Source organism: Amycolatopsis orientalis, assembly GCF_000943515.2.
Classification (GTDB): domain Bacteria; phylum Actinomycetota; class Actinomycetes; order Mycobacteriales; family Pseudonocardiaceae; genus Amycolatopsis; species Amycolatopsis orientalis.
Genome location: NZ_CP016174.1, coordinates 7655585 through 7682332 on the forward strand (window position 1 = coordinate 7655585; position 26748 = coordinate 7682332).

Below are 26748 nucleotides of genomic sequence, written 5' to 3' on the forward strand. Positions count from 1 at the left end.
CATCAGGCAGGAGCTGAACCATGAGCGTGCTCACCACTTACCAGGACGCGCCGACCAAGACCGTCGGCATCGGCGGAGCGAAGTTCGCCTATCGGGAACTGGGGCCGGACACCGGCACCCCGGTGATCTTCCTCAACCACCTGGCCGCGGTCCTGGACAACTGGGACCCCAGGGTCGTCGACGGCATCGCCGCGCGACACCACGTGATCACCTTCGACAACCGGGGAGTCGGTGCCTCACAAGGCACAACGCCGCGCTCGGTGACCGCGATGGCACGCGACGCCGTCGCCTTCATCCGGGCATTGGGCTACCATCAGGTTGACCTCCTCGGATTCTCACTTGGCGGCTTCGTCGCCCAGGTGATCGCCGAAGAGGAACCACGACTCGTCCGCAAGCTGATCCTCGCGGGCACCGGCCCAGCCGGCGGCGAAGGCATCGACAAGGTCACTCCGATCACGCTGCTCGACACCTTGAAAGCCGTGCTGACCTTCAAAGACCCGAAGGAATACCTCTTCTTCACCCGCACGGCCAACGGAAAGGCCACGGCCCGGCAGTTCGTGAACCGACTGAAGGAACGCACGGAAAACCGGGATAAAACGATTTCCGTCACCGCATTCCGCAACCAGCTCAAAGCCATCCACACCTGGGGACGCCAGCAGCCATCCGACCTCAGCGTCATCCACCATCCGGTCCTCGTCGCCAACGGCGACCACGACAGGATGGTGCCCAGCGGCAACTCCGCCGACCTGGCCCGGCGCCTGCCCAATGCCCAGCTCACGCTCTACCCCGATGCCGGACACGGCGGCATCTTCCAATATCACGACAAGTTCGTCGACGAAGCCCTGACCTTCTTCGAGTCGTGACTCTCGGCGGCGTCGGACACTGCCGAGAGAAACACTACGTCGACGCGGACTAATCAACCATGGCCACGGGCATGCCCCTCGACATCGAGACAAGAACAATGGACCTCACGATCGTGGTCGTCCGTGGGTGTCGCGGGTGGGATGCCGCGTTCGCGGAGTTTGGTCAGCACGGTGGTGTGGTCGACGCCGAGGTGTTCGCCGACCCGGGCGAGGGACCAGCCGAGGTTGTAGAGGTGGAACGCGTCGAGTTGCCGGGCACGACCTGGTTTCGGCCGGTCAGCGGGCGGGGACGGATCGGGGAGTTTCCGGAGCAGCGCCTCCAGGGCTTCTACCTGGGGTTTTGTGTTGCAGTAAGTTCCCCTTAGCTCCACAGTCACGAAACACCACTTACTTTGAGAATTGGCGTGGCGAACTTCAGTTACTGCCCAGTAGCCGGAGCAACCAGCCCGGCGGAGGGTCGGCGAACCGTCACCGCCAGAAGGAAACCAACCAGCACCACCACAGGTGGAACCGCGCTCGGGATTTCTCCATCCGCACGCCGTGATGCCACAGCAGCAGCAAGACGAGGGCGCCCGCGCTGAGCACAGTCAGCGCACTGCCCATGACGATCACGTCGGTGTGCTTGTCACCTTCGTCCAATTCCGCGCGTCGCTCGTCCGGCCACACCCGGATCTGTACCCGGCTCCCCTGGTGGATCTTGCGCGGCATGTGATGCTCGAAGGTTTCCGTCCTCGTCACGCCGTCGGGTCCGGTGTATTGGACGTCCGCGGTCAAGGTCATCCGGACCCCGGTCGCCACGACCCGCCCGGGGACGAGCCCTGCCGACCGGTTGACATCCGCGGCGAGGGAAACACCGAGCCACAGCACCGCGAGCCCGCAGACCAGCAACATCAGGGAAGCCACAACACGGCCATTCCGGGCAGCCAGGACCTCGACGACGTCATGCCCTCAGCACGCCCAGAACGCTGTCGCGGTTGCCTCAGCAGTCCGAGACATCCTGTTTCCACCCGCCGACCCCGGGCCCGGCTTGTCTTCGAATACTTTCCGTTCCGGCGAGACAGCGCATCTTTCTTCCGTTCGACGCGGACACCTTCGCACAGTTGCCTCTTGAAGGTTCGGGAGGAATCTGGCAGCCTCACAAAGCGGCGATGTTCACCGTTTCCCTCGAAGTCCTGTGGCGTGAACGCGTTTTGTGGCTCGAATGTTAGCGCTAACACTATGGTGCTGTCTCTGCTGAACCTTTGTCTCGACAAGGAGCTGTCATGAGATTCAACGGCGAATCCGAGCAGGACCGTCAACCGCGTGGGCGGCGCGTCGCCTAGCCACAGCGGCTAAGCCGTAGAACGCAACAACGGCAATGCCGCGGAGATCGAGGGCCTTTCGGCCGCGTACGGAATAAGTCGTCCAGTACGGCCAAGGGAACAGATCCGACCCGTGCTCTCATCGGACCGAATCGTGAGTGCGGGGATCGGGTCTCCTTGTCGCGCATATCGGGCCCGATGTGGCCTTGACTCTGAAGGAGAATCACTGTGGATTCGATGGGCCAAGTTCCCCCGAGCGGGCGGCGCCAGGTAGCGCGTCACCGTGCGGCCGGCGTCCGGCGCGGTCGTTGGGCGTCCGCGCTGAGCACCTTGCTCGTGACCATTCTCGCGACCGCCACGGCGGTCGCGCTCGACACCGGTACGGCGTCGGCGGCGACCGTCGACACGAACGCGTGGTACGTGCTGGTCAATCGCAACAGTGGCAAGGCGATCGACGTCGCGGGCGCTTCCACCGCCGACGGGGCGGTGGTCCATCAGTGGTCCCGCCACGACGGGGCCAACCAGCAGTGGCAGTTCGTGGATTCCGGAAACGGTTACTACCGGCTGAAATCCAAGAATTCCGGCAAGGTCCTCGAGGTCGGCAACTGGTCGACCGCGGACGGCGGCAAGATCCAGCAGTGGACGGACAACAACAGCACCAACCAGCAGTTCCGGCTCGCGGACTCCGACAGCGGCTACGTCAGGTTGCTCAACAACAACAGCGGCAAGGCCGTGGAGGTGACCGGCCTCTCCACCGCGGACGGAGCGGCGGTCGTGCAGTACGGCGACTGGAACGGGGCCAACCAGCAGTGGAAACTCGTCCGCGTGGGCGACACGCCGGGCGGATCGTGCCGGCTCCCGTCGAGCTATCGCTGGTCGTCGACGGGCGCGCTGGCGAACCCCAAGTCGGACTGGATCTCGCTCAAGGACTTCACCAACGTCGTCTACAACGGTAAGCACCTCGTCTACGGTTCGACGGTCGACGCGTCGGGGCAGCACTACGGCTCGATGAACTTCGGGACGTTCACCAACTGGTCGGACATGGCCTCCGCCCCGCAGAACACGATGAACATCGGCACCGTCGCGCCCACGTTGTTCTACTTCGCACCGAAGAACATCTGGGTGCTCGCCTACCAGTGGGGTCCGACCACGTTCAGCTATCGGACCACCAACGATCCCACCAACGCCAACGGCTGGTCGGCGCCGCAGGAGCTCTTCTCGGGCAATATCCCCGGCGGCGGCGCCCTCGACCAGACCATCATCGGCGACGGCACGAACATGTACCTGTTCTTCGCCGGTGACAACGGCAACATCTACCGCGCCAGCATGCCGATCGGGAACTTCCCCGGCAGCTTCGGCACGTCGTACACGACGATCATGAGCGACACCAGGGAAAACCTGTTCGAGGCCGTCGAGGTGTACAAGGTCAAGGACCAGAACCAATACCTCATGATCGTCGAGGCGATGGGGGCCAACGGACGCTACTTCCGCTCGTTCACCTCCAGCAGCCTCAACGGTTCGTGGACCCCGCAGGCCGCCACCGAGAGCAACCCGTTCGCCGGCAAGGCCAACAGCGGCGCCACGTGGTCCAACGACATCAGCCACGGCGATCTGGTCCGGAGCAACCCGGATCAGACCAAGACCGTCGACCCCTGCAACCTCCAGTTGCTCTACCAGGGACTTCCCCCGGGCTCCAGTGGCCCGTACAACTCCCTGCCCTGGCGGCCGGCCGTGCTGACGCTCCAGCGCTGATCGTCTGACACAGGACCGTCTCGACCGTCGGGCCGGCGCCCTCACCGCTCATCGGGTGAGGGCGCCGGTCCTTCAAGTTCGGGACACTAGGACTGGGTGACCGGGCAGCCGCCGCCACGCGAACCGGGTGCGGACCCCGGACACTACGCCTAGGTCGAACGTTCGCGGCGATAGTGACGAGCGGCTTTCGCCCGGTTGCCGCAGGTTTCCATGGAGCACCATCGCCTGGTGCCGTTCCGGGTCGTGTCGTCGAAGTACAGCGTGCACGCCGGATACGCCGAGCATCGCTTGATCCGTTCCGGGCGCGTGCGAAGCAGGCTCAAGTAGCCGTACGCCGCGAGCCACGCAGGTCGCCAAGCCGCTTCCTCGACCTCGATCACTTCTTCGGGGCCGCCTTGCCGCAGCTCCGGCCGCAAACGGCCGCGCGCCAGCACCTCATTCAGCTCGCGTTCGGCGGAAGCACTGGGGCGTTCGAGCACCTCGCGCAGGACGGAACGCGTGTGCCGCAACGGTTCCTCAGCCCCCGGCGTATCCGGTAGGCCTCGTTCGGCCAGCCAGGTGCCGACCCCACCAGGCTCGTCGAAGACGTCCCGCTGCTCACCACGATCGGGCCACGTGGTGTTCAGCAGGTCCAGAGCGATCGGCTCGCCGACCAGGGGGCGTTGCAGCACAGCGTCATCCTACCCTCCGTCGAACGCTTGACAGGTTAGGTCCCCTCCTGCTTATCTCTAACCGTTCTCAAGTAGTTAGCCGGTTAGAACCAGTCGCGAGGAGCACTCACCCATGTCCGAATCCACCCAGCCCGTGTTGCACCGCACGGCGACCATCGACGGCTGCGGCGTGTTCTACCGGGAAGCCGGTGATCCGGCCGCGCCAACCGTGGTGCTGCTACACGGTTTCCCCACGTCGTCGCATATGTTCCGCACGTTGATCCCCGCACTGGCCGACCGCTACCACGTCATCGCCCCCGACCACATCGGCTTCGGGCACTCGGACGCCCCGGCCGTCGACGAGTTCGACTATTCGTTCGAGAACCTGACCGCGATCACCATGGGCCTCATCGAGGCGCTGGGCCTGGACCGCTTCGCCCTGTACATCCAGGACTACGGCGCACCCATCGGGCTCCGTATCGCGAGCCGTCACCCGGAACGGGTCAGCGCGCTGCTGGTGCAATCCGGCAACGCCTACGTCGAAGGATTCACACCATTCTGGGACGTTCTGTTCGCGCACGCCAAGGACCGCGAATCCCACGAGGCGGAGGTGCGCAAGCTCCTGGACCTCGACGCGACCCGCTGGCAGTACACCCACGGCGTCCCCGCCGACCGGCTGGACCGGCTCACCCCGGACACCTGGACCCTCGATCAGGCCCTGCTCGACCGCCCCGGCAACAAGGAGGCGCAACTGCAGCTGTTCTGGGACTACCAGTTCAATCTCGACGCCTACCCGGCCTTCCAGCAATACTTCCGCGAGCACCGGCCGCCGACGCTCATCACCTGGGGTGAGCACGACGAGATCTTCGGCGCCGACGGAGCCCGCGCGTTCCTTCGCGACCTGCCCGACGCCGAGCTGCACCTTCTCGACGCCGGACACTTCGCACTGGAGACACACGGCCCGGAAATCACCGCACTCATCCGAGACTTCCTCGACCGCACCTTGCACTGACCACACCCGGACAAGTGACGCCGGCCCGTGCGGACGTGCTGATCACCGCACCACACCGCGTCGGCCCCGGCCGCATGTGAAAGGCGACCGGGGCCGACGCGGGCGTCGGTGTGCTGCTGCACCAGCCGTCCGACCAAGCCCGGTCAGGACGCCCGGCCGGTGATCAGGAACAGCGCCAGACGTACGGGTGGAAGATCCGCTCGGCGTCCATGCGTGCCCCTGCCACCGTGCCGTCGTCGCCGATCCGGGACGGGAGGTCGACCGTGATGTCGCCGAAGTTCGACACCCACGCGCCCAGCTTCCACACGCCGTAGCCGGTGCCCTTGAGGTCGTTGCCGCCGTGCTCCTCGTCGATCCGGCCGGTGATCAGGCCGTCCCGATTGATGTCGAAACGCGGGTTGCCATTGGACAGGTTGTAGCTCGAGTTGGGCAGCACGTGCGCGGCGCCCTGCTGGTCCCAGTAGACGCCGACCTTCTTGTCGTTGTACACGGCGTAGCCGACCACGCGCCCGTTGGAGAACGCGTCGCCGCTGGGATGGCGCAGGCCCGGCAACGTGCCGAGCTGCGTGATCGTGCCGGCCCGCCAGATCGCGAGACCGGAGTCGCGCAGCAGCAGCACCGAGCCGTCCTCGTCGACCGCCTGGGGCCAGGTGGGGTCAGGAGGCAGACCGGGGAGTGTGGTGACGGTGCCCGGTTGTGCGGCAGGCCAACGCACCACCGTCTTCAGGCCGAGGCCGTCCTCCCAGACGTAGCCGGTGATGTCGCCCGCGTCGTTGATGCCGAGTGCGGCGGCCTTGGTGTTGTTCCCCAGCTTGGGCAGCTCCTCCAGCACGCCGTCCCGAGAGCGGAACGCCGTGCTCTGGTAGTAGCCCCCCCAGAGGTGGAACTGTGCGGTGCCGACGATCGTGCCCGCGCGGTTCTCGTCGGTCACCTCGTAGCTGCGCCTGAAGCCGATCTCGGGGAAGACGGAGTACGCGCCGTTCTTCCACGTGATCGCCCGCTGGCCGTCGGCGGTGCCGGCGGTGCCGGCGAAGCCGCCCTGGTGGTCGGTCGCGGTCGGCAGCCCGCCCTTGCCCGGCACGGGAAGCGCCGTCGGACGCCAGGTGCAGGCCGCCGCGGCGGATGCGGTCGAGGTCGGGACGAGCAAGGCCGCCGCGAGCAGCAATGCGCCACCTAGTAAACGGTATCTGTGCACGTTTCCCTCCAGAAAGTATCGGTGAACGCGACCAAGGATCGCATTCACCACCATGGGAGTGGGCAAAGATAGGGGTGCTTTCGCGTAATTAGGGGTTACCGCCCGCACGCGAACGAAAAATGATAAGGAGAGCCCCTGTACGTGCCGTTAAATGCATCCGTGTAGCTCAAGAGCCGTCGGTGAGGATCGTCAGTAAGCGAGTTCTCCGATGCCGCCATCGACGCGCAACACGGTGCCGGCCGTGTAGGCGGACTCGTCCGAGGCGAGATAGACGGCCGCCTTGGCCAGTTCGGTGGCCGTTCCCAGGCGGTGGAGGGGCACGGTCCGGCGGAGTTCCTCGTAGACGGCGGCTTGGCGCTCGGGCCCGAGCGGCGCGAACGCGTTGGTGACGGTCGGCCCCGGGCTCAGTCCGTTGACGCGGATACCCCGGTGCTTCAACTCGTAGGTCAGTCCACGGGCATAGGACAGCAGCCCCGCCTTGGCCGCACCGTAGACCGTCGCGTTCTCGTGTCCGATGAAGGCGGAGACCGAACCGACGAGGATGACCGAGGATTTCCGGGAGAAGAGCGGGAGCAGCTCTTTAATCAGGAAAACGGCGATTTGAGATTAGTGGCGACGAGCCTGTCGAACGCTTCCTCGGTCCATTCCCCGATCGGGAGATGGGTGATGTCGGCGGCGTTGCTCATCAGGATGTCGAGCTTGGGCCATTCAGCGCGCAGCCTCGCCGCGAGCGCCGCTTGACCGGGTATGTCGCCGGCGTCGCTGACGATGGTCAGCAGCGGCCCCTCCAATTGCCGGGCGACCTCGTCCAGCCTACTGGGAGGTGTACGAGCGGCGCCTGACCGCCGCGCTCGACACTGATCCCCTGCTCCCGGCGCTTCGCGAGATCCTGACCCACCCGGCGCGCCTGGACGAACTGATTTCCGACTTCGGGACGCCGAACGGCTGCCTCGTCGGCAACACGACCGCCGAACTCGTACCGCACGACAGCGAAGCCACGGAAATCGTCGCGCGCTCCTATCGCCGGTTCACCGACATCGTCACCGACGCGCTGCGCCGCGCACAAGCCGCCGGGGAAGTCACCGATGGCGCCAGTCCCGAGGCCCAGGCCCAGCTACTGCTGTACGTGGTCCAAGGCCTCTCGCTCGTATCGAGGGCAGGTGTCGACAGGAAGGCGGCCCTGGCCGCGGTCGACGCCGCGATCGCGGGCTTGCGGGCGTAGACCCCGGCCTCCGGTGCGTAACCAGCCTGAGCGGATCGAAGCCGAAGTAGTCAGCGAGTGCGTGCGACGCCGGCCAGGCCGCGCGAAAGTGCGGCGTCCTTGTCGGCGCCCGCGGTGTCGGGGTGCCACTGGGGCAGCCACACCAGACCGGGCTCGACCAGCTCCAGGTCTCCGAAGAACTCGGCGATCTGCTCACGTGTCCGCATGATCGCGGCGTGGTTGGTCCGGCGCCCGTACTCCCGCGCCACCCGCTTGCCCGCGTTCTGCGTCTCGACGTCCTCGGGCGCGACATGGATATGCGACAGGGCCAGGAAGCTGCCCGGCGGCAGCATCGCGCGGTGGAAACCCAGCGCGGCGTGCCGGGCCGGGTCCGCGGTCTCCTCGAGCAGGATCTGCGCATGCGGCCGGGCGATCGGCTCGTTGTCGATGTAGACCACCCGGCATTCACCCGGCGCCACCTCGTCGGCGACCTCGTGCACGTTGCCCTGCGTCGGCAGGCCGGAACCGATGTCCACGAACTGCCGGATCCCCTGCCCGACCATGAAACCCGCCCCACTGACACCTTGTCCACCGCCGCGCTCAGCCGGGCCGCCTCGTCCATGCTCAGGTCATCTCGCGGGCAACAACGTCCGTGGGTCGACCGCGGCACGGAGCCGCGCACGGAGGCCACGCCGGGCCAGGCCGCGCCGGACTTCCCGGACCGCCGCCCATGCCTGCGTACCGGAATGCGGGCCGGTGCCCACCCCCGACCACAATGCGACGTCCACTGTGGACGCCAGGAGGTGCAGTCCCTCCACTGTGGACTGGTGGCCGCTGTCGTGCGCGACGGTCGCCAGGTCGCGAACCGTCATCCCCGCGGTACAGGGGACGCGGTGCTCGCGCAGCCGGTCTTTGACCTCCCGGCAGGCGCCGAGCACCGCAGCGACGCCGGGCTGACGCCGCCGTCGCCACGCCCGTACGCCCTTCGCCAGCGGAATCCCGGCGAACCACGCCACCACCAGTGCCACGAGCGCGATCAGGACCGGACCGAACGGGAACGTCCAGCCACCGTCCCCGGCGCCGCCGTCGCCAGACCCGGAATCGCCACCGGGCAGCGGCTGGTCCTGCAACTGCTCGGCCGGTGGCAGCTGGGTGCGCGCCTGCGCGGTCACCGCCGCGAGGCTGCTCGCGCTGCCTGTCCCGGTCCGCGCCGAGCCCGTCGGATCCAGAGCCACCCAGCCGACGCCGGACACGGCGACCTCGGGCCAGGCGACGACATCGCCGTTGTGGACGGTGTAACCGCCGCTGGCATCCGGTTTGTCCGGCGTCCGGAAGCCGACCACCAGCCGCGCGGGGATGGCGAGCGTCCGCGCGAGGGCGACGTACGCGCTCGCGAACTGCTCGCTCGTGCCCAGCTTGGTCTCGAAGAGGAACTTCCGCAGCTGCGGCCAGCTGTGCCCGCTCGGCAGGTCGGTTCCGGTGGCCTGCCGGTAGTTCTCGCGCAGGAACCGTTCCAGCGCGAGCGCGATCCGGAAGCTCGGACGCAGCCCGCCGACGGCTTCCCTGGCGAGTCTGCCGACCTCGGGCGGCACGTCACCGATGCCAGCCAGGCCACCGGGCGCGGCCGAGTCGAGTTCCGCGTCGAGCAGTTCCGCCGGGCGGATCTCGGGCGACCACCAGCTCAAGCTGTACTGCCGTGGGCCGTCATCGGGGCGCGGCAGCCAGAGCGTGCCCTGCGACTCCTCGATCAGCGGCGCGATCCCGCCGACCGCAGCGGGCCAGGTCTGGCTGGGCAGCCATGGTCCGGACAGGCCGCTGACGGTGATCGTCGCGGACCTCCGGTGCGTGGGCACCGCCACCGCCGGGCCGGGCGCCAGTTCGGTGCCGAGCCGCCGGTAGCGGCTGCCAGGGGTCCAGTTGACGCCGTCGAAATCGTCGAGCACGACAAGGGGCCACCGGTCGGTGTCGGCGTCGCCGCGGAAGGAGAACACCGGCGTGTCCGGGTGTTCCAGCCGGTAGGCCAGGTCGTCCAGCGGGCTCGCGACCCGCGCGTTGAGTTCGGCCAGCCGATCCTGCTTCAGTGAGTACGCCGGGCCGGGCACGGGCAGGACCAGGCTTGCGACGAGCGCGCCCGCGACGCCGAGGACGAACGCGGGCACGGCCAGCATCAGCGCGGGCATCTTCCGGCGGTGCCCCTCGACGTCCGCCTGCGGCATCAGGATGAGCACCCCACCCGCGACAGCCGCGTACCCGAGCCCGCCGAACAACGCGGAGAACCCTGATACAGCCTGGAAAAGCTGGCTCACCACCACGACGGCGAAGCTCGGGAGGAGTGCCAGGATCGGCCGCCTCAGCCGCAGCAGCTCCACGCCCAGCACCCCGGCCAGCAGCGTCAGCAGCGGTACGAACAGCAGCGCGGACGGCTCCGGCCGCGCCGGCCAGGTGGACTGCAGCGCGAGCCGCCAGGATTCGGTGACGCCGTCCGCGAGCGCGGAAAACGTCGCCCCGGTGGGAAATCCGGCGGCCGTCGTCGGATAGAGGACTGTTTCGACGACACCGATCAGCCCGGCGATGAGCAGCAGCAACGCCCGCCACGGCACCAGGGATTCCCAGCGCGCACACAGTTCGGTGACGCCGAAGGCCAGGATCAGCGGGACACCGATGGGCGCGAGCAGTGCCGTCACGCCGAAAACAGGGACGAACAACAGTCCCGCGACCGCGGCGGCCAGCAGGATCAACGCGACGGTGAGGCGGTTCATCCCACCACCTCGTTCCACCGGCGGACCGCGTGCGCGGCGTCCTCGGCGGTGATCACACGGACGCCCGGGACGACGATCGGCTCGGTCGCGGCGAGGTCGACGAGGAACAGCGAGGAATAGCGCGGCCGCAGGACGGCCAGGCCGTCGAGCCCGCCGGTGGTGACGACCATCAGGCAGCCGCCCTGGTCGCGCGCGGCCGCCAGCTCGCGCGGCACGAGCGCCTCCCCCGCGTCCTGGCCGATCTGGCACAGCTCGTCGAGCAGAAGCCGCGAAGCGAGCGGCCCACCGGCGGTGGCGAGGTCGAGACCGCCGGAACCGACGAGCCGGGTGTGGTTCCCGGCCATCGCGGACGCGTGCAGCAGCGACGCGGCGACGTCGACGGCTTCTTCGAAGACCTCGGCCGTGAAGGACACGCGGCGGGTGTCGAGCAGGAGCGTGAACCGCGGCTGCTGGGGATCGGCGTAGTCGCGGACCATCATCCGGCCGGTGCGCGCGGTGGCCTTCCAGTGCAGGTGCCGGACTTCGTCGCCGGGCTGGTATTCGCGGACGTCGCGCAGATCGAGCGAGCCGCGCAGGGAGTCGTCGGTCGTGCTGCCGTCGTGGTGGTGGCGCGGGTAGCCGCCGATCAGGGCACGCGCGGGATGCCGCCGCGGATGCACCCAGAGTTCCGCGGTCTCCCCCGCCGAAAGCCGGTTCCTCGCGAGGCCAAACGGGTCGACGCGGTGCAACGTCAGCGGTCCGACCGGGAGCCTGCCGCGGCGGCCTGTCGGCAGTTCGTAGCGGTAGGTGGCTTCGGCGTCTTGCGCGAGCGGCCGGATCCGGACCGTCTGGACGTCGGCGCCCGCTCTGTCCCACGCGTCGAACCCGCGCTGGCGATGCTTGGCGAGATTGCGGACCGTCAGCTTCGCGAGCGCCGGACGTCCGCGTTCGACACGGTCCGGGTACACCGCGCGGGCGACGTCGACACGCAGGCCGCGTGCGGTGACGACGACCGCGGCGGCCACCGCGGCCAGCCCAACCGCGCCCAGGACGCGGAACAGCGGATAGCCCGCCCACTCGGCGGCGGCGAGCAGCAGCGCCGAAACCACGAGCAGGACCACTCCGCGGGCGGTCAGCCGCATGGTCAGCGGCCCGCGTGGTTCATCGCCGGTGCGGGAACCGCCGCGAGCACCTCGGCCACGATGTCCGCGGGACCGCGCTGATTGATCTCGGCCTCCGCGGTGAGCACGAGCCGGTGCGCCAGGACCGGGACGGCGACCTCCTTGATGTCGTCCGGGGTGACGAACTGACGGCTCCCGGTCGCGGCGATCGCCTGCGCGGCCCGGACGAGCGCGATGCTCCCACGCGGACTCGCACCGAACCGCACGGCGGAATGCTCACGGGTGGCCGCCGCGAGCCGGGCCGCGTACTCGCAGACGGCCTGATCGAGGTGACCGGCGCGGACCTCGGCGATGGCGTCCAGCAGCATCGGGATGTCGACCACCGCCGGCAGTTCGTCCGCGGAGACACCGGCGCAGTCACCCATGATCACCATGACCTCGGACTGCAGATCCGGGTAACCGACGGAAATCCGCATGAGGAACCTGTCGAGCTGGGCCTCGGGCAGCCGGTAGGTGCCCTCCATCTCGATCGGGTTCTGGGTGGCGATGACGAGAAAGGGCCGCGGCACCTCGTGCCCGACGGCGTCGACCGTGACCCGCCGCTCGGCCATCACCTCGAGCAACGCGGACTGCGTCTTCGGCGTCCCGCGGTTGATCTCGTCGGCGACCACGATGTTCGAAAACACGCCGCCGGGATGGAAAGCGAACCGCTCGTCCTTCTGGTGGTAGACGGTGACGCCGGTGATGTCGCCGGGAAGCAGATCCGGCGTGAACTGGATCCGGCTCCAGCTCCCGCCGATGCTGCGGGCGAGGCAGCGGGCCAGCGTGGTCTTGCCGAGACCCGGGACGTCCTCGATGAGCAAGTGGCCTTCGGCGAAGAGCGCGGCGATGGCTAGCCGGACGACCTCGGGCTTGCCGCGGATCACCCCCTGGATGTTCGCCGCGATCAGTTCATAGGCCTCCCCGGCCCTGGACTTGCTCACCTTGCCCCCTGCGAAGTCGATCCCACTGGACCGTTCGGCTCATCATGCCACCTGCTCAGCGTAACCGGCTAGGTACAGGAACGGTCTTTCCGCGGTACATCGGCGGCTTGCTCGGCCGCGGACTGTCACTTATGCCGACTGTGACAGCGGCACCGTCGTTGCCGCGTGTCCGGAGAACGACGAATTCTCTCACTGGGAGGTTCGCGTTGCCCTGTGAGTACTTCGCCGTCATAGGTTCGCCTCCTGTGGCAGGATCGTCCTCAGTCGCGCGGCGAGGAACCTATTGATCGTAAAGGTGCTGGCCTACAACGGCGTCTCAGTCGACAACCGAGGAGAGCCGCGCTGGAGCTGGCGGCGACCAGATACCGTTACGGCATGTCATCCATGTGTGACGACGGTCAGCTACAGGTTGGCTGCAAGCCTTCGGACATCGCTGTACTCCGACCAGCCTCGCTCCTGGCAAGCTTCGAGTAGCGAAGTTGCCGCGCGTCGCACGGTGGCTACAAATTCACTTTTGGTTATGGTAGCGGCCCCTTGTTCGTCAGGATCGTTCGCGTGTACCTCGATCGCGTTTTCTCTCGCGCCGCCAATAGTCACCCAGTATGGGCCGTCAAAAAAACGTACACGATACAGATTGACTGACCCCTCGTCAACCTCGTTTGCAACCAATAAAAGATCCACAAGAAAAGCTACTGACATGTCACTCCACTGCACTTCTGGAAATGAGCGACCGCCGAGTTCCACCCAAATGGAACCCCAAATCGTCTTTGATTTCTCATTAAGCTCAAGCGTCGCGAAGTCTTGCAAGATTCGAAATCTCATCAGCCTCTCCCGACTGGGTATGCGGTCTCTATAATACCCGTCTCTTTATTGAACCACATCTCGATGGTCAAACCATTCGCCGTGCCTCGAAGAAACACTCGAGGACCTTGCGATGACCCAGCCATTGTAGAGGATGCATACGCCTCTCGAATCGTCTTGGCGATCTCTCGTGGCGACATTTGATCAAAGAACTTGTCTTTCTTTCCGCTTTGCTGATACGTCTTTCCGCCAGCTGTATGACGGTCGAGAACATGCACCATGTCGATGTCCACTTTTTCCGCCGCAAGCAGGTTTGCTGGTTTTCGACAGGATTTCGAAGCATTGTGCACTAACATATCAGCGCCGCTCGAAGACCCACCTGCACTGACGTAGTAGGTGTGCAGGCCTTCGATGGTGAGGTTGTGTACCTGTTGCTGCTGTGCCCACTCGTGTACGGCCACGACTTGCAGGAGGCGGCCATCGGATGTGCGGAGCAGGTCACCGCGGTCCAGGTCTTCGGCGTCGGTCCAGTGGCCGGTGTTGGCAACCCAGAAGGGGTGCTCGTCGGTGGCGGTGACGGTGCCGGTGGCGTCGCCCTGGTCGCCGTCGGTGTCGACGGTGATCCGTACCAGTTCCTTCAGGCCCTGACCGGGGATGAGGTTGATCACCGGCCGGGCCTGGGTCAGGCCTGTGCCGGGGTCGGTGGCCAGTACCCGGTCGCCGAGCCTGACCTGCTCGATCGGTTTATAGGTACCGTCGGCTAGCAGGACGGGGGTGCCGTGGACGAAGCTGTTCGGCGTGGGGCACCGGTTCGCCGCGTCGGCCGACTCCCGCGATTCCGGAGAGGTTTTCGTGGCTGATTCCGGCGCACGGTCGTTCGTCCGCTGCTTGGATTCGCTGCCGTCGGTTGTCCGCGAGGACGGTGTGCCGGTGTCCCGCTGGGTGGGCCCGCGCCTCGAGCCGTCCTTGTCGGAGGTGTCCCCGCGAGGTGTGTCGCCTGAGCGGCGAGCCTGGGTTTCGCCGCGGTTTTTACCGGGCAGCGTAGGCAGGTGCGTCGCCTGGGTCGGCAGCACCGTGGTCCCGGGCCTGTCACCATCGTTCGTCGAGCGGGAAGGTGTCCCTGGTGTGGTCGTGTCGCCCTTGGCGCCCTGGTCATTCGCCGGAGCATGGGCGTCCGGCGCCGCGTTGCCGGCACGTTCGGGCGGGTTCTGTGGGTCCAGTGCGGTGGGAGCACTGTCCGGATTGGGCGTGGGGTTGCCTGGCAGGGGACTTTCCGTCGCCAGTTCTCCGCTACCGGGTTCACCGTCCGATCGTGGCAAGCCGGCGCTGGGACCGGATTCGGGGCTCCGCCCTCCAGTCAACGCGTCAATAGCTTTGGACACTTTGACGACAGCACTCAGACCACCGCTGAGGATTACGCTGCCACCGTCGACGATCCCTCGGCCGATGACACGTTCCGGCTTGTCACTGTTCCAGTCTTCCTCGTAAGGGCGGACGATCTCCCGGAGCACTTTGCCGGGGTCTTGCAGCGCGTCAACGAGTGCCTTAGCGCGTTGCTCGTTGCGTTCCTCTGCCGCCTTCCGCTCCTGTGCGGGGACAGTGGCAGTCGACGCCGCCGTCCACGGGTCCATTTTGGGCACAGGGATTCTGGTCATCGCCGAGAGGTCTGCGGCTGTCTGTATGGATTCTCCGAGAGACTCCAGATGATCCACGATGCTTTCCCGTGCCTCGTCGGCCACGTTGCCGACCAAGTGGTCGTTCGGATCGCCTCTGCCCGGTTCCCGATCGGAAGTTGGCGGGACCTGAGGTGATGTCCCAGGGATTTCATCGGTCGGTTTGGACACAGGACCGGCGGTCAGCACGTCGCGAACCATGTCACGGAGCCCGCCACCATCTTTGGTGATCCGTCCATCGCCGTTCAAAAACCGCTCGAAAGCAGCCTCTTCCGCCTTTTTCGCCTGCTCCTTCTGCTCGTCCTCCCTCTTCACCTCACGATCCGCGATAGCCGACGACCCCGCCGTCCGACCACGCCGCTGCTCATCCGCATCCTTATCCCGCTTCGCGATATCCCGATCCGCAATCGCCGACGAACTACCCCCCTGGCTCTTCAGCCTCTCCTCGGTATCCTTCTTGAACTTGAGCGTCTTCGCCTTCTTCGCCTGCTCCTTCTTCTCATCCTCCCTCTTCACCTCACGATCCGCGATAGCCGACGACCCCGCCGTCCGACCACGCCGCTGCTCATCCGCATCCTTATCCCGCTTCGCGATATCCCGATCCGCAATCGCCGACGAACTACCCCCCTGGCTCTTCAGCCTCTCCTCGGTATCCTTCTTGAACTTGAGCGTCTTCGCCTTCTTCGCCTGCTCCTTCTTCTCATCCTCCCTCTTCACCTCACGATCCGCGATAGCCGACGACCCCGCCGTCCGACCACGCCGCTGCTCATCCGCATCCTTATCCCGCTTCGCGATATCCCGATCCGCAATCGCCGACGAACTACCCCCCTGACCCTTCAGCCTCTCCTCGGTATCCTTCTTGAAATTGAGCGCCTTCGCCTTCTTCGCCTGCTCCTTCTTCTCATCCTCCCTCTTCACCTCACGATCCGCGATAGCCGACGACCCCGCCGTCCGACCACGCCGCTGCTCATCCGCATCCTTATCCCGCTTCGCGATATCCCGATCCGCAATCGCCGACGAACTACCCCCCTGACCCTTCTTCTTCTCCTCGGTGTCCTTCTTGAACTTGTCATACTTTTCTACTTTTTTCTCGGCCGCGTTCGCGGAGCCGCTGTTGTTCGATTTGCGCGGCTGCACTTTCTTGACTGGGGCACCGGAAGGCTGACCGGCGGTGTTCCTGGGCTCCGCATGCGCGTCCGTCGCACCGAGCACGCCGAACACCGCGGTCAGCACACCGCCGGCCACCGAGCAGAGGACGACCCGCGTCGGGTCTGCTTTGTTGGTCACCACAGTCCTCGCTTCCGTCGTAGGTACCCCCGCCCTACCGCTGTCTGAACGGGTGCCTGGCGGTCGTGAAGTGACGCTGTTCAGGACCCCCTGCGGCCTGAACGGCGTCCTTCACGACCTCGGCTCAGTGCGTTCGCTCGTAGACTTCTTCGGCCAGTGAGTGGCCCATGAGGCCACCGAAGACGCCCGCCACCACGCCGATCGCCAGGCCCAGCGGCGAGGTGACGAGCGCGCCCGCCGCGATGCCGAAGGCCAGCGAGCCCGTAGCGCCACCGAGGCCCGTGTATGCGCCCAGGCTCAACGGTTCGGGTTCGCATGCCAGGTATTCCGCGTCGTCTTCCGGATCCGGCTCGAACTCGTCGTCAGGCGGTGGCGGCGCGTCTTGGTGTTCCCAGACGTCCTGCGGGATCACGATGTACCGGGTGGGTTCCAGCGTGGCGGTCATGGCGTCACCAGGCGTCGGCGGAGACGGTGCCGTTGGTCGAAGTCGCGCTGGACCACGAGGAAGCGCCCTTGCCCGACGAGCTCGCCGTCTTCGTGACGGTGTTGCCCGACTTGTGGGTGGTCTTCGAAACGGTCTTGCCTTCCGCGCGAAGGGCGGCAAGCCGCTTCGCCAGGTCGTCGGGCAGGTCGGCCTTCTTGATCCGGTCGTGCGCGCCGTGGTGGTCGTGGCAGGGCTTCTTGCCCGGCATCGGCTTCATCGAGTCGAGCAGGTTCTTCAGGTCCTTTTCGGACTGGACAAGGCGCTTCTTGGCATCACGCAACGTCTTTTCGGCACCCTTGACGGACTTGCGCGCGTCGTCGACCGCCTTGACCGCGGCGTCCAGTTTCGGCGCGGCGGGAGCGAGAGCCATCCGGACCGGAGCCGCCGCCGGGGTCTGGGCGGCCGCTTGCACCACGAACATCTTCTGCTGCGGGGCCTGCCGAACCTTCTTCACCTGCGGCTTGGACAACGCGACCGGGACGGCGGCGCGATGGGCCGCGGCGGGGTTGACGTGGTGCGCGCGCTTCGGCGTGGCCGGCTGTGCGGCCGCCGCCGTGTGCGTCTTCGGCAGGACGTTCACCGGCTTCGGCGCGACCGGCGCGGCTCCGGGCACGTGCGCCGGAGCGGGAGCCGGTGTCGCCGCCGGAGCGGGCGCGGGTGCCGGAGCCGCGCTGTCGGCCGAGCTGTCCACCAGCGCGTTCGCCGTCGTCGCGCCGAGCGCGGCGGTCGCCAGCCCGGCCACTCCGTAAACGGCCGCGCGCCGCAGATTCCGCTTCATGTTCGCCTCCTTGGTCATGGGCGAGGAAGAACCACCGCCGTGGCGGTAAGAGTGACTTCACGGGGTCCATGGCGAATACATCCGCGGTACATCGGCGGAGGCGGCAATAACCGGACATGCTCGCCGTCGGAGGCCCGCGGATGACAGACTGGGGACGATGGACGACGACGAGCTGGTGCCCCTGGGCGAGGGCCCGGTGGCCACCGTGCTGGCCGGAATGGACGAGGCGACCGGCGAAGCCTTCGCGCTCAAGGTGTATCCCGGCCGCGTGGACCGCCGCGTCCGCGGCGAGCTGGACAAGGAACTTTCCGCGCTGAACTCCTTGAGCGAGCTCGGCACGGTCCTCATCCCCGCCGAAGCGAAGGAACTGCCCGACGGCCGGTTCGGTGTCCGGATGGAACTCTGCACCCAGTCGCTGGCCGACCTGGTCAGGACGTTCGGGCCGCTTTCCCTCCAGGACGTGCTTTCCCTCGGCGAAGCCCTCGCGACGACGCTGGCCGCGGCGCACCAGGCCGGTGTGGTCCACGGCGGGATGACGCCCGGCAACGTCCTGTTCCGCGCGTCCGGCGCACCGGTGCTGGCGGACTTCGGACTGGCGCTGCGCCAAGCGTTCCCCGGCGACTCCGAAGTCGGGTTCCTCGCGCCGGAAACGATCACCGACGGCGTCCTCGACGAACGCACCGATCTCTACGGACTCGGCGCGCTGCTGTACTTCGCACTCACCGGTCGTTCCCCGGCGCGGGAAGAGCCGGGCGAGACCGTGGACGAACTGACGCTGCGCGTGCTCAGCGGGCCGGTGCCGCCGATCGATCGGCCCGGCCTTCCTTCCGGGCTCGCCCCGCTCGTGACCTCATTGCTGGCACGTGACCCCGGCGCCCGCCCGATCGACGCCACCCTGGTCGCCACCAGGCTCGGCGCGACGCCCGGTACCGCGGCCACTCCGCGCCCCCTCGGCGCGCCGATCCTGGACTTCGGCCCGGAACACGCGAGGTCCCGCCGCAAGGGGAAGACCTGGCTGATCACGGGTATCGCGGCCGGGGTCGTGGTCCTCGCCGCGGCGGCGGTCCTGGTGCTGCGGAACCGGCCCAGTGAGCTGAACGTGCCGCCCGCGAGCGGCGCCCCCGTGACCAGCGGACCCACCACGACCGCCAAACCCGTGCGGATCGAACTCGCCAATCCCGTCGACCATGGCGACTACGTCGAACTTTCCTGGAGCGGCACCGACTCCACGCTGCACTACGCCGTCATCGTCGCGGGTATGGACCTGCCGCGGAAGACGCGCTATGTCGAGGGCGCGACGACCTCCAAAATCGAAGTCGAACGCGGCCGCCAGTACTGCTTCGTCGTCCAGGCGACCGATGGCCTGCAGCCCTACGAAAGCGAGAGCAAGGGCATCCGCGGCGCCCGTTGCGTCCGCTAGTGAGCGGACCGCCTAGCCCGACCTCCAGGTGATGACGTTGGATTTCACGCCGGTGTCGGATTCCACCCACACCTGGTTGCCGACCTGACCGAAGTCGAACGCCTCGAAAGTGCAGTTGCCACTGGCCGGGATGACGCACGTGTGACCCTCGTTGTCGTAATCCGGATCGCTCGACCATGGCCTGACGAGGACGCGGGTGCCGGGTTTGAAGCCCTTCATCACCACGTGGATCTTGGCGCACGCCGGTGCTTCGCACGTCTCGTTGTAGGTGCCGGTCTTGCCGCGGCTGATGGTGATCGTCGGCTTCGGCACCGCGGGCCGGGAGACCCTCGTCGTGGCCGGGGCGCCCCGCCCCGCGCGGTTTTCCGCCACGACCGTGATCGTGTACGTCACGCCGTCGCGCAGATTCGGGATCGACGTCGACCGCGCGCCTTCGCCGAGCGCGGCCGAACCCGCGCCCGCCCCGGACGACGGCGTCCACGACACGCGATAGCCCGTCACCGCCGCACCGTTCGGCGTCGCCGCGTCCCAGGTGACGTTCGCCGTGGTGCCCGCCAAAGTGGCGCGGAGGCCACCGGGAAGGCCTGGAGGGCTCGCCGCCAGCGCCTTGGGGGGCGTCACAGGCGGAGGCGGCTTCGCCTGCGACTGCGATTTCGGCGGCTTCGGCTGGCCCTCGGCGTCGCCCCGTTGCGGGGGGAGCTGGACCGTCGAGGGCGGGGGCGTCGTCGGTCGCGGGACCGGCGGCTTGTCCGCGGTCACCGCGACCTGCCCGACCGTGCCCTCCTGATCGACCACGAGGACGTGGTTGCCCTGCGCGCCTTCGATGTAGACCCGCTTGTCCTCCCCGCGCGAGAGCTTCGGCGACCCGTTCTCCGGCGGGATCGGCATCGTGTGCCGCGAGGCGCCGTCCGGGGTGTAGGTGAGCACCGTGCCACGGGTCAGATCGAGCAGGACGACGGACGACGCCGAAGCGGTCGGCCGCGAGTACTGGCCTTCGGACAGGTCGATCGTCTTGGGGCGGCCGGGTTCGCGTCCGCTGCTCAGGCCGCTCGCGTCGACGAAGTACAGCTTGCGCAAGCCCGGTTCGAGAATGGCGACCCGGCCCGCCGCGTCGGCCGGGGCGATCTGCGCGGCGGGACTGAAGGACGCGTTCAGCGCCAGCGGCTTGCCGAGCCCCGTCTCGGTGACCGAGTGCAGGGTGCTCGCCGTGGTGTCGATGAACGCGGGGGTGTCACCGACGACGGTCAGCGCTCCGGTGTGCCCGCGGACGGCCTGCACCGGACACCCGATGGCTGCGGCGCCCTTCGGCAGCCGGCACAGCATCCCGTCGCCCGTGCGCTGCAGCCAGACCGTGCCGTCCGAGGTCGCCACCGGATCGCCGAGCGATCCACCGGTGTCGATCGACGCGAACTCGTCGCCCAGCCGGACGACCCGCCCGGCCTCGCGGAAGACGAGGTAGGGCCCGCCCGCGGTTTCGAGCAGGACCGGCCGTTCGCCGGTCACCGGCTGGTCCACCGTGCGGCTCACCGTGAGATCGGACTTGCCGAACTCGATGATCCGCCGCTCGCCGACCACGTACGTGCTCTTGTCGCCCTGGACGACGTCGGAGCCGGGTTCGAGGCCCGGCACGGCGGCCTGGGCGTCGACACTCCGGTTGGCGCCGTTGACGAAGAAGACGAGGCCGAGAGCGGGATTGGCGACCCAGTGCCCGGCCTGCGTGAGTCCCAGTCCGGGGACCGGCTTCACCGCCCCGGTGGCGACGGCGACCACGATCGCCACGCAGGTGGTGACCAGCACGGTGAGCGGCAGACGCCGCTTGAATCCCCTCTCCGGCACCACCCGATCATAGAAGACCGTGGTACAGAATGTAGCCACTCGGATACATTCGCCGGTCAGGATACTTCGGGCAGCCTCAATTCGAAGATCGCGCCGCCCTCTTCGGCGTTGTAGACGCGGAGCCTGCCACCGTGCGCGAGCGCGACCCACCGCACGATCGACAGGCCGAGCCCGCTCGATCCGCCGCCGCTGGTGAACCGGTCGAACGTCTCCTCCGCGACCGACGCGTCGATCCCCGGTCCGCTGTCGGCGACGGTCACCTGACCACCGGCGACGGTGACGTGCACGACGGCCTCGAAACCTGGACGCCGTCCGTAGCGCAGCGCGTTGTCGAGCAGGTTGGCCACCGCACGCTGGACCAGCGTCGGATCGGCCGAAACCGTCGACGGCGCCGCGACCAGCGTCACCTGCGCGCCCTCGGCGGGTGTCTCCGCCACGACGCTCCCGACCAGCTGGTCCAGTCTCACCGGCTGGATGGCCAGTGACTCGACGCCTGCCGCCAGCCGCGCACGTACGAGCAGGCCGTCGATGATGCCGCCCATCCGCCCGGCGAGCCGGACGGTCCGCGGCAGCAGTTCGTCGCTTTCGTCCGGGTTGCGCAGCGCCGCTTCGGCCAGCGCGCGCAGTGCCGCGACCGGCGTGCGCAGGTCGTGCGCGGTCTCGGCGAGCAGCACCTCCTGCTGTTCGAGCGCCGCGGTCGCGGGCCGGATCGCGCGGCCGGACAGCAGATGCCCGGCCACGCCGAGCGCCCCCAGTACGAGCACGCATCCGCCGATGACCATCAGTTTCAGCTGTTCGTGCGCGGCGAGGGCGTCCCGCGCGTCGGCGACCGCGACGATGGCGCCCGACTCCTGGTTGTTGCGGTTGCGAAAGGGTTCGACGCCGACGCGGACCATCTCGCCCGCGGTCCCGCTGCTGTAACCGTTGAGCACGGCCCCGTTCCGCACCGCCAGGTCGGCGAAGGTCTGCAACCGCTTGGGGTCGACGGGCACGCAGGTCCGGCCGCTCGTGTACGGCGCGAACCCGCCCGCGCCGCTGGGCAGGATCACGAACTGCGGACATTGCCGGTTCACTTCGTCCTGGCCGACGTAGGTGGTGGTGATGGCGTCGCCCTCGCCCATGATCAGCCGTTTGACCGGCGCGGTGACGCGCACGAGTTCGCTGTCCAGCTGGACTTCGCGCTGCTGCAGGTCGGCGCTCACGGCGAGCCAGGCGAACACGACCAGCCCGGCGGCGTTCAGCCCGGTGAACAGCCACGTGAGCAGCCACCTCAGCCGGCGGAGGCGATCGGCCGCGGCGCCCTTCACCGGGCCGCGATCCGGTAGCCGCGGCCGCGGACGGTGTGGATGATCTCGGCCTCGCCCAGCTTCACCCGCAGACGGCGGATCACCACGTCGACCACATTGGACATCGGGTCGGTGCTCGTATCCCAGCAGTGCTCGATCAGCTCGTCGCGCCCGACGGCCTGATCCGGCCGGGAGAGCAGGTACTCCAGCACAGCGAACTCCTTGTCGCTCAAGGTGAGCAGCTTGCCGCCGCGGTGCACCTGCCGCCGGGCGCAGTCCATTTCGAGGTCCCCGTGCCGCAGCACCGACGGCCGCCCGCCGCCCGCGCGGCGGTACAGCGCGTGGACGCGGGCACTCATCTCGGCCACCGCGAACGGTTTCACGAGATAGTCGTCGCCGCCGTGCTCGAATCCGGCGACCCGGTCGGCGAGGCTGTCGCGCGCGGTCAGGAACAGCACCGGTACCGCCCAGCCCTCCTGGCGGCGGCGGTGGACGTAACCGATCGAATCGCCGTCGGGCAGCATCCGGTCGAACACCGCGCAGGCGAACCCGCCCACGGCCAGCTCGGCGTCGGCCTGCGCCAGGTCACCGGCCTCGCGGACGCTCAGGCCGCTCCCGTTCAGCTCGGCGGTGATCGCCACACGCAGGTCTTCGTCGTCCTCCACGACCAGCACGCGCGCCGCTGTCATCGGAACCTCAGGTACATGGCGCGATCGTAGGGACACACGAAGCAGGGGGGTGTGAGCATGGTGCTCTTCCAGGTCCTGGGGCCACTCGAGGTGTGTGGCCGCGACGGCGTCACGAGGCGGCCGGCCGGCGGGAAACCCGCCGCGGTGCTGGCCGCGCTCCTGGTGCAGCCTAACGCGTGGGTGGCGGTGGACCGGCTGATCGAGAACACGTGGCAGGAACAGGCCGCGCCGGCTTCGGCCGAAGCGAACTTGAAGACCTACATGTGGCAGCTGCGGCGGCTGCTGCCGGAGCACGACGGCCCGCGCATCGAGGGCCGGGCGGGGGCCTACCGGCTGCACGTCGGACCCGGTGAGCTGGACGCCGACTGTGCCGCGGCGCTGGCCGACGACGCCACGCGGGCCTTGGCCGAGGGAGCGCCGGGGACCGCGTTGAAGCTGGTGGAGCAGGCTTTGCGGCTGTGGCGGGGGCGGCCGTTCGAGGGACTGGACGTCCTCGCGGACGACGCCGTCGAGCGGCTCGACGAGCTGCACCGGCAGCTGCGGGAGTCGCTGGCCGACGCCCAGCTGGGGCTCGGCCGGACGGCCGAGGCGGTGGCCACGCTGCAGGCGCTGGCCACGGACGACCCGCTGCGCGAGGACGTCTGGGCGCGGCTGATGCGGGCCCAGCACGAGATGGGGCGGCCTGCGCAGGCACTGGCCACCTTCCACCGGGCGCGGCGGTCGCTGGCCGCCGAACTGGGGGTGCGCCCGGGTCCCGAGCTGATGAAGGCGTTCCGGGCGGTGCACGGCGGTGGGACACCGGACCGGCCGCGGCGCGAACTGCCGAGGGCGGTCGAACCGCTGGTGGGCCGGGGCCGGGAACTCGTGGCACTGGGCCGGGCCTTGACCGGATGCGCACCCGCCGTCGTCGTCAGCGGTGCGGCCGGGTCGGGCAAGACGGCGCTCGCGGTGGCCGTGGCGCATCGGATCAGCGAGCGCTTTCCCGATGGCCAGTTCTTCGTCGAGCTGCACGGCGGGTCCCGGCCACTGACCACCTCGGCGGTGCTGGAGCGGCTGTTGCGCGGCATCGGGTTCCCGCCCGCGCTGATCCCGTCCGATGTGGACGAACGGGCCGCACTGTGGCGCTCCGAAGTGGCCGGGCGGCGGCTCCTGCTGGTCTTCGACGACGCCGCGACCCGTGGCCAGGTCGAGGCCCTGCTGCCCGCGACCGGCCACAGCGCCGCCATCATCACGACGCGCGGGCACGACTTCTCGCTTGCCGGGGCCAGGACCGTCCACCTGGGAGCCGAGCGGGCGCGGTCCGGACAGTTGGAGCGTGTCGCATGACCACCATCCACTATGGACTCAATCAGCGTCACCTTTCGCTTCTGGGTGGCCGATCCCCGCATGAGGGGATCGACGTCACGATTTCGGCGGCGACCCGCGAGGTGCTCGTCGCGGTGGTGCTGACCGGCACGACCGCGCGGGTGACGGCGTTCCGCGATGCCGACCGCGACAACCTGCGGCGTGGCGTGCGTTACCGGGTACTCGCACCGGCGCGGGCGAGGACCATCCCGGACGTCGCCGGACAACTGGACGCGTTCGTCCGCCAGGGCGCCGAAATCCGCACCGTGGCCGCCGTACCGATGGCCGCGCTCGTCGTCGACGGCGGGCTCGCGCTGCTGCCGGGCGAGCAGCGCGGAGACGGCCACCACGAACTCACCGCGTTCCGCCTGCCCGGTGTGGTCCGCTCCGTGGCCGAGCTGTTCGAACGGCTGTGGCGCACCGGCACGCCGTTCACGGCGGGAACACCGCGCTCTTCCGGGCCCGGGCCGACCGGGCGGGAGCTGGACCTGCTGGAGCTGCTCGTGAACGGCCACACCGACGAATCCGCCGCGGCCCGGCTGGGCGTCTCCGTCCGGACCGTCCGGAGGATGGTGGCCGAGCTGATGAACCGGCTCGGCGCGCGCAGCCGGTTCCAGGCCGGCGCGAAGGCCGCCGACCGAGGCTGGCTGCTGGAGCGGGCGGGGTGAGGCCCCGGGCGCGTCACGCTACGGTCGAGGTGTGCGCGTACTGGTCACCGAGGACGACGAGGATCTCCGCTTGGCCGTCGAAGCGTCACTTCGCGGCTCCGGGTTCGCCGTCGACGTCGCCAAGGACCTCCCCGACGCCGACGAGGCGCTGAGCGTCAACGCCTACGACTGCGTCGTGCTCGACCGGATGCTGCCCGCCGGGGATTCCCTCGGCTACGTCAGCGAACGCCGCCGGGACGGCTGGGACGTCCCGGTGCTGTTCCTGACCGCGCGGGACACGGTCGCCGACCGGATCGCCGGGCTGGCCTGGGCCGACGACTATCTGGTCAAACCCTTCGCGATGGCCGAACTCATCGCGCGAGTGCGCAGCCTGTGCCGCCGCGGCGACCCCGGGGCGCCGCCGGTACTGAACTTCCTCGACCTCGAACTGGACGTCGGCAGGCACGAGGCGCGACGCGGCGGCGTCACTTTGGCGTTGACCGGTAAGGAATTCGCGGTCCTGCACCGGCTGATGACCACGGCAGGCGAGCCCGTCCGGCGCCGCGACCTGATGGACGCCGGCTGGGACGAACAGGTGCCCCCGGCGCCCAACGTGCTCGAGGTGCTGATCGCGCAGCTGCGGCACAAGCTCGGCAGACCGCCGGTGATCCACACCGTCCGCGGTGTCGGGTACGTCCTGCGTGGGTGAGAGCCCCCGTAACGGTCGTGAGCGGTAAGTGCCGTTCTATAGAGGGGTAAGGCAAACGTGGCGTGATCGGGTCGCTGCCGTGAAGGTCCCCCTTGTCTGCCCTCACGGTAGCGAAGAGGGCTTTCACTACCGTGTGCCCGGTGAAGGGTTCCCCGAGGAGGCGGGACACGCCTCGCGACTGTCCATAAGGGACGGTTTCCGGCGACTCGGTGTCCGGTTGATGTCGATCTGTGCGGTCCTGGGCGGGGTCGTGAGTGGCAATGAGGGTTAGAACCCTATTTGCCACTCACGACCACCTCGCTAGACCGGGCAAACTACTCAAGTCGGACATTGATCGCCGGGAAAGTGTCCCTTGTGGACACCCGTGGTCACGGCCCGGCTTCCGTCAGCCAGTCCGGACCCGCACCGGGACGCGCCACATTTGGCTTACCCCTCAATAACGGCACGTACCACTCACGACCAATGCCGCGCTCAGCCGACGGCGCCACACCTCGATGAGGACGGTGCCGATCACGGTCGGCGCGAGCCACGGGATCAGTTCGGCGGGGCCGCTGACCGGTCCGTCCACCACGAGCGCGACCACGATCAGCGCGGTGACCAGTGCAATGTACGAGCCGCCCTGACCGTGCACGTAGCCATGGATCCAGGCCCGGTGACGACGTCTCGCCGACACTTTGGCGAGTACGGCCAGGCCATAGGTCAGCACGGAGACCGGCACCAGCCACCACAGGTCGGTACGGCGTTCGATCACCAGCCCTGTCGCGGAGAGGCAGATGAGGAGGACCATCGCGCGATACCAGGCACTGATGACGCCGGTGGAACGCTCGGCGGAGACGAAGCGCCGGACGTCCTGACGCATGGCCACCGGGCCGAGCAGCAAGCCGACGGTGCCGGTGGCGATATGGATGACCAGCAGGGCGAGGTGGACCATGCGCTTCACCTTTCGCGACCGGCATACCGGCAGCCGTGACTTGTCTC

The 26748-nt window shown here is 68.2% G+C and carries 23 protein-coding genes and 2 pseudogenes; 8 read left to right on the forward strand and 17 right to left on the reverse strand.

What is annotated here, in order from left to right:
• Positions 1-20: 20 nt before the first annotated feature.
• Positions 21-863, forward strand: a complete 843-nt coding sequence (locus tag SD37_RS33285) for an alpha/beta fold hydrolase (RefSeq protein WP_044851490.1) — start codon at positions 21-23, stop codon at positions 861-863.
• A gap of 53 nt (positions 864-916) precedes the next feature.
• On the opposite strand, the gene SD37_RS42260 is transcribed toward SD37_RS33285, so the two are convergent.
• Positions 917-1240 (reverse strand): hypothetical protein, encoded by a 324-nt coding sequence (locus tag SD37_RS42260; protein ID WP_272481912.1) that lies wholly within the window; start codon positions 1238-1240, stop codon positions 917-919.
• A 91-nt stretch (positions 1241-1331) separates the two neighbouring features.
• Positions 1332-1754: a hypothetical protein gene (locus tag SD37_RS33295; protein WP_145926788.1), complete on the reverse strand. Its 423-nt coding sequence runs from the start codon at positions 1752-1754 to the stop codon at positions 1332-1334.
• Positions 1755-2401: 647 nt separating this feature from the next.
• On the opposite strand from SD37_RS33295, the gene SD37_RS33300 reads away from it, so the two are divergent.
• On the forward strand, positions 2402-3916 hold the full coding sequence (locus SD37_RS33300; RefSeq protein ID WP_044851526.1) for a non-reducing end alpha-L-arabinofuranosidase family hydrolase: 1515 nt from the start codon (positions 2402-2404) through the stop codon (positions 3914-3916).
• Positions 3917-4065: 149 nt separating this feature from the next.
• Here SD37_RS33300 and SD37_RS33305 read toward each other — a convergent pair whose 3' ends face one another.
• Complete coding sequence (locus tag SD37_RS33305; RefSeq protein WP_044851493.1) at positions 4066-4587, reverse strand: CGNR zinc finger domain-containing protein; 522 nt, start codon at positions 4585-4587, stop codon at positions 4066-4068.
• A 112-nt stretch (positions 4588-4699) separates the two neighbouring features.
• On the opposite strand from SD37_RS33305, the gene SD37_RS33310 reads away from it, so the two are divergent.
• Positions 4700-5578: an alpha/beta fold hydrolase gene (locus SD37_RS33310; RefSeq protein WP_044851494.1), complete on the forward strand. Its 879-nt coding sequence runs from the start codon at positions 4700-4702 to the stop codon at positions 5576-5578.
• Positions 5579-5741: 163 nt separating this feature from the next.
• Here SD37_RS33310 and SD37_RS33315 read toward each other — a convergent pair whose 3' ends face one another.
• Positions 5742-6773 (reverse strand): hypothetical protein, encoded by a 1032-nt coding sequence (locus SD37_RS33315; RefSeq protein WP_145926789.1) that lies wholly within the window; start codon positions 6771-6773, stop codon positions 5742-5744.
• Positions 6774-6962: 189 nt separating this feature from the next.
• Positions 6963-7564: pseudogene (locus SD37_RS43975) on the reverse strand (SDR family oxidoreductase).
• 32 nt (positions 7565-7596) lie between these two features.
• Here SD37_RS43975 and SD37_RS33325 point away from each other — a divergent pair.
• Entirely contained in the window at positions 7597-7995 is a 399-nt protein-coding gene (locus SD37_RS33325) for a TetR family transcriptional regulator C-terminal domain-containing protein (protein WP_236725176.1), read from the forward strand.
• A 50-nt stretch (positions 7996-8045) separates the two neighbouring features.
• Here the strand turns inward: SD37_RS33325 and SD37_RS33330 are convergent.
• From SD37_RS33330 to SD37_RS33360, 8 genes and pseudogenes are all read right to left on the reverse strand, one after another.
• A pseudogene (locus SD37_RS33330) lies at positions 8046-8596 on the reverse strand (SAM-dependent methyltransferase).
• 7 nt (positions 8597-8603) lie between these two features.
• The gene (locus SD37_RS33335; protein WP_044851496.1) at positions 8604-10733 is read right to left on the reverse strand and encodes a transglutaminase TgpA family protein; all 2130 of its coding nucleotides are present in this window, start codon (positions 10731-10733) and stop codon (positions 8604-8606) included.
• A complete protein-coding gene (locus SD37_RS33340; protein ID WP_044851497.1) occupies positions 10730-11854 on the reverse strand; it encodes a DUF58 domain-containing protein in 1125 nt (374 codons plus the stop codon). The genes SD37_RS33335 and SD37_RS33340 overlap by 4 nt, the downstream gene beginning before the upstream one ends.
• Before the next feature lie 2 nt (positions 11855-11856).
• Positions 11857-12816, reverse strand: a complete 960-nt coding sequence (locus SD37_RS33345) for an AAA family ATPase (RefSeq protein ID WP_044851498.1) — start codon at positions 12814-12816, stop codon at positions 11857-11859.
• Positions 12817-13218: 402 nt separating this feature from the next.
• Entirely contained in the window at positions 13219-13638 is a 420-nt protein-coding gene (locus tag SD37_RS42875; protein WP_145926790.1) for a hypothetical protein, read from the reverse strand.
• Positions 13638-16577 carry a polymorphic toxin-type HINT domain-containing protein gene (locus SD37_RS33350; protein ID WP_145926791.1) on the reverse strand — a complete coding sequence of 980 codons (2940 nt, stop codon included), beginning with the start codon at positions 16575-16577 and terminating at the stop codon, positions 13638-13640. The genes SD37_RS42875 and SD37_RS33350 overlap by 1 nt, the downstream gene beginning before the upstream one ends.
• A 124-nt stretch (positions 16578-16701) precedes the next feature.
• Positions 16702-17022 (reverse strand): hypothetical protein, encoded by a 321-nt coding sequence (locus tag SD37_RS33355; RefSeq protein ID WP_044851501.1) that lies wholly within the window; start codon positions 17020-17022, stop codon positions 16702-16704.
• Positions 17023-17026: 4 nt separating this feature from the next.
• Entirely contained in the window at positions 17027-17839 is an 813-nt protein-coding gene (locus SD37_RS33360; protein ID WP_145926792.1) for a hypothetical protein, read from the reverse strand.
• A gap of 157 nt (positions 17840-17996) precedes the next feature.
• Between SD37_RS33360 and SD37_RS33365 the strand changes: the two genes are divergently transcribed.
• A complete protein-coding gene (locus tag SD37_RS33365) occupies positions 17997-19259 on the forward strand; it encodes a serine/threonine protein kinase (RefSeq protein ID WP_052674939.1) in 1263 nt (420 codons plus the stop codon).
• Positions 19260-19271: 12 nt separating this feature from the next.
• Here the strand turns inward: SD37_RS33365 and SD37_RS33370 are convergent, their stop codons facing one another.
• From SD37_RS33370 to SD37_RS33380, 3 genes are read right to left on the reverse strand one after another with little or no spacing between them, the layout of a single operon-like run.
• On the reverse strand, positions 19272-21095 hold the full coding sequence (locus tag SD37_RS33370; protein ID WP_044851503.1) for a fibronectin type III domain-containing protein: 1824 nt from the start codon (positions 21093-21095) through the stop codon (positions 19272-19274).
• 56 nt (positions 21096-21151) lie between these two features.
• On the reverse strand, positions 21152-22402 hold the full coding sequence (locus SD37_RS33375; protein ID WP_044851504.1) for a sensor histidine kinase: 1251 nt from the start codon (positions 22400-22402) through the stop codon (positions 21152-21154).
• The gene (locus SD37_RS33380) at positions 22399-23070 is read right to left on the reverse strand and encodes a response regulator transcription factor (protein WP_145926794.1); all 672 of its coding nucleotides are present in this window, start codon (positions 23068-23070) and stop codon (positions 22399-22401) included. The genes SD37_RS33375 and SD37_RS33380 overlap by 4 nt, the downstream gene beginning before the upstream one ends.
• Positions 23071-23127: 57 nt before the next feature.
• On the opposite strand from SD37_RS33380, the gene SD37_RS33385 reads away from it, so the two are divergent.
• Genes SD37_RS33385 through SD37_RS33395 form a run of 3 tightly spaced genes read left to right on the forward strand, consistent with a single transcriptional unit; the run spans position 23128 to position 25770 of the window.
• Positions 23128-24396 (forward strand): AfsR/SARP family transcriptional regulator, encoded by a 1269-nt coding sequence (locus SD37_RS33385; protein WP_052674940.1) that lies wholly within the window; start codon positions 23128-23130, stop codon positions 24394-24396.
• Positions 24393-25082, forward strand: a complete 690-nt coding sequence (locus tag SD37_RS33390; protein ID WP_044851505.1) for a helix-turn-helix transcriptional regulator — start codon at positions 24393-24395, stop codon at positions 25080-25082. Before SD37_RS33385 ends, SD37_RS33390 begins: the two co-directional genes overlap by 4 nt.
• Positions 25083-25113: 31 nt before the next feature.
• A complete protein-coding gene (locus SD37_RS33395; RefSeq protein WP_044851506.1) occupies positions 25114-25770 on the forward strand; it encodes a winged helix-turn-helix domain-containing protein in 657 nt (218 codons plus the stop codon).
• Positions 25771-26203: 433 nt separating this feature from the next.
• On the opposite strand, the gene SD37_RS33400 is transcribed toward SD37_RS33395, so the two are convergent.
• The gene (locus SD37_RS33400; RefSeq protein WP_044851507.1) at positions 26204-26701 is read right to left on the reverse strand and encodes a hypothetical protein; all 498 of its coding nucleotides are present in this window, start codon (positions 26699-26701) and stop codon (positions 26204-26206) included.
• Positions 26702-26748: the final 47 nt, after the last annotated feature.

Coding starts and splice junctions, on each gene's coding strand:
- SD37_RS33340 (WP_044851497.1), bottom strand. CDS start 11,854: ATGCGGCTGACCGCCCGCGGAGTGGTCCTGCTCGTGGTTTCGGCGCTG.
- SD37_RS33335 (WP_044851496.1), bottom strand. CDS start 10,733: ATGAACCGCCTCACCGTCGCGTTGATCCTGCTGGCCGCCGCGGTCGCG.
- SD37_RS42875 (WP_145926790.1), bottom strand. CDS start 13,638: ATGAGATTTCGAATCTTGCAAGACTTCGCGACGCTTGAGCTTAATGAG.
- SD37_RS33310 (WP_044851494.1), top strand. CDS start 4,700: ATGTCCGAATCCACCCAGCCCGTGTTGCACCGCACGGCGACCATCGAC.
- SD37_RS33295 (WP_145926788.1), bottom strand. CDS start 1,754: ATGTTGCTGGTCTGCGGGCTCGCGGTGCTGTGGCTCGGTGTTTCCCTC.
- SD37_RS33365 (WP_052674939.1), top strand. CDS start 17,997: ATGGACGACGACGAGCTGGTGCCCCTGGGCGAGGGCCCGGTGGCCACC.
- SD37_RS33390 (WP_044851505.1), top strand. CDS start 24,393: ATGACCACCATCCACTATGGACTCAATCAGCGTCACCTTTCGCTTCTG.
- SD37_RS33285 (WP_044851490.1), top strand. CDS start 21: ATGAGCGTGCTCACCACTTACCAGGACGCGCCGACCAAGACCGTCGGC.
- SD37_RS33360 (WP_145926792.1), bottom strand. CDS start 17,839: ATGAAGCGGAATCTGCGGCGCGCGGCCGTTTACGGAGTGGCCGGGCTG.
- SD37_RS33300 (WP_044851526.1), top strand. CDS start 2,402: ATGGGCCAAGTTCCCCCGAGCGGGCGGCGCCAGGTAGCGCGTCACCGT.
- SD37_RS33385 (WP_052674940.1), top strand. CDS start 23,128: ATGGTGCTCTTCCAGGTCCTGGGGCCACTCGAGGTGTGTGGCCGCGAC.
- SD37_RS33400 (WP_044851507.1), bottom strand. CDS start 26,701: ATGGTCCACCTCGCCCTGCTGGTCATCCATATCGCCACCGGCACCGTC.
- SD37_RS33355 (WP_044851501.1), bottom strand. CDS start 17,022: ATGACCGCCACGCTGGAACCCACCCGGTACATCGTGATCCCGCAGGAC.
- SD37_RS33380 (WP_145926794.1), bottom strand. CDS start 23,070: ATGACAGCGGCGCGCGTGCTGGTCGTGGAGGACGACGAAGACCTGCGT.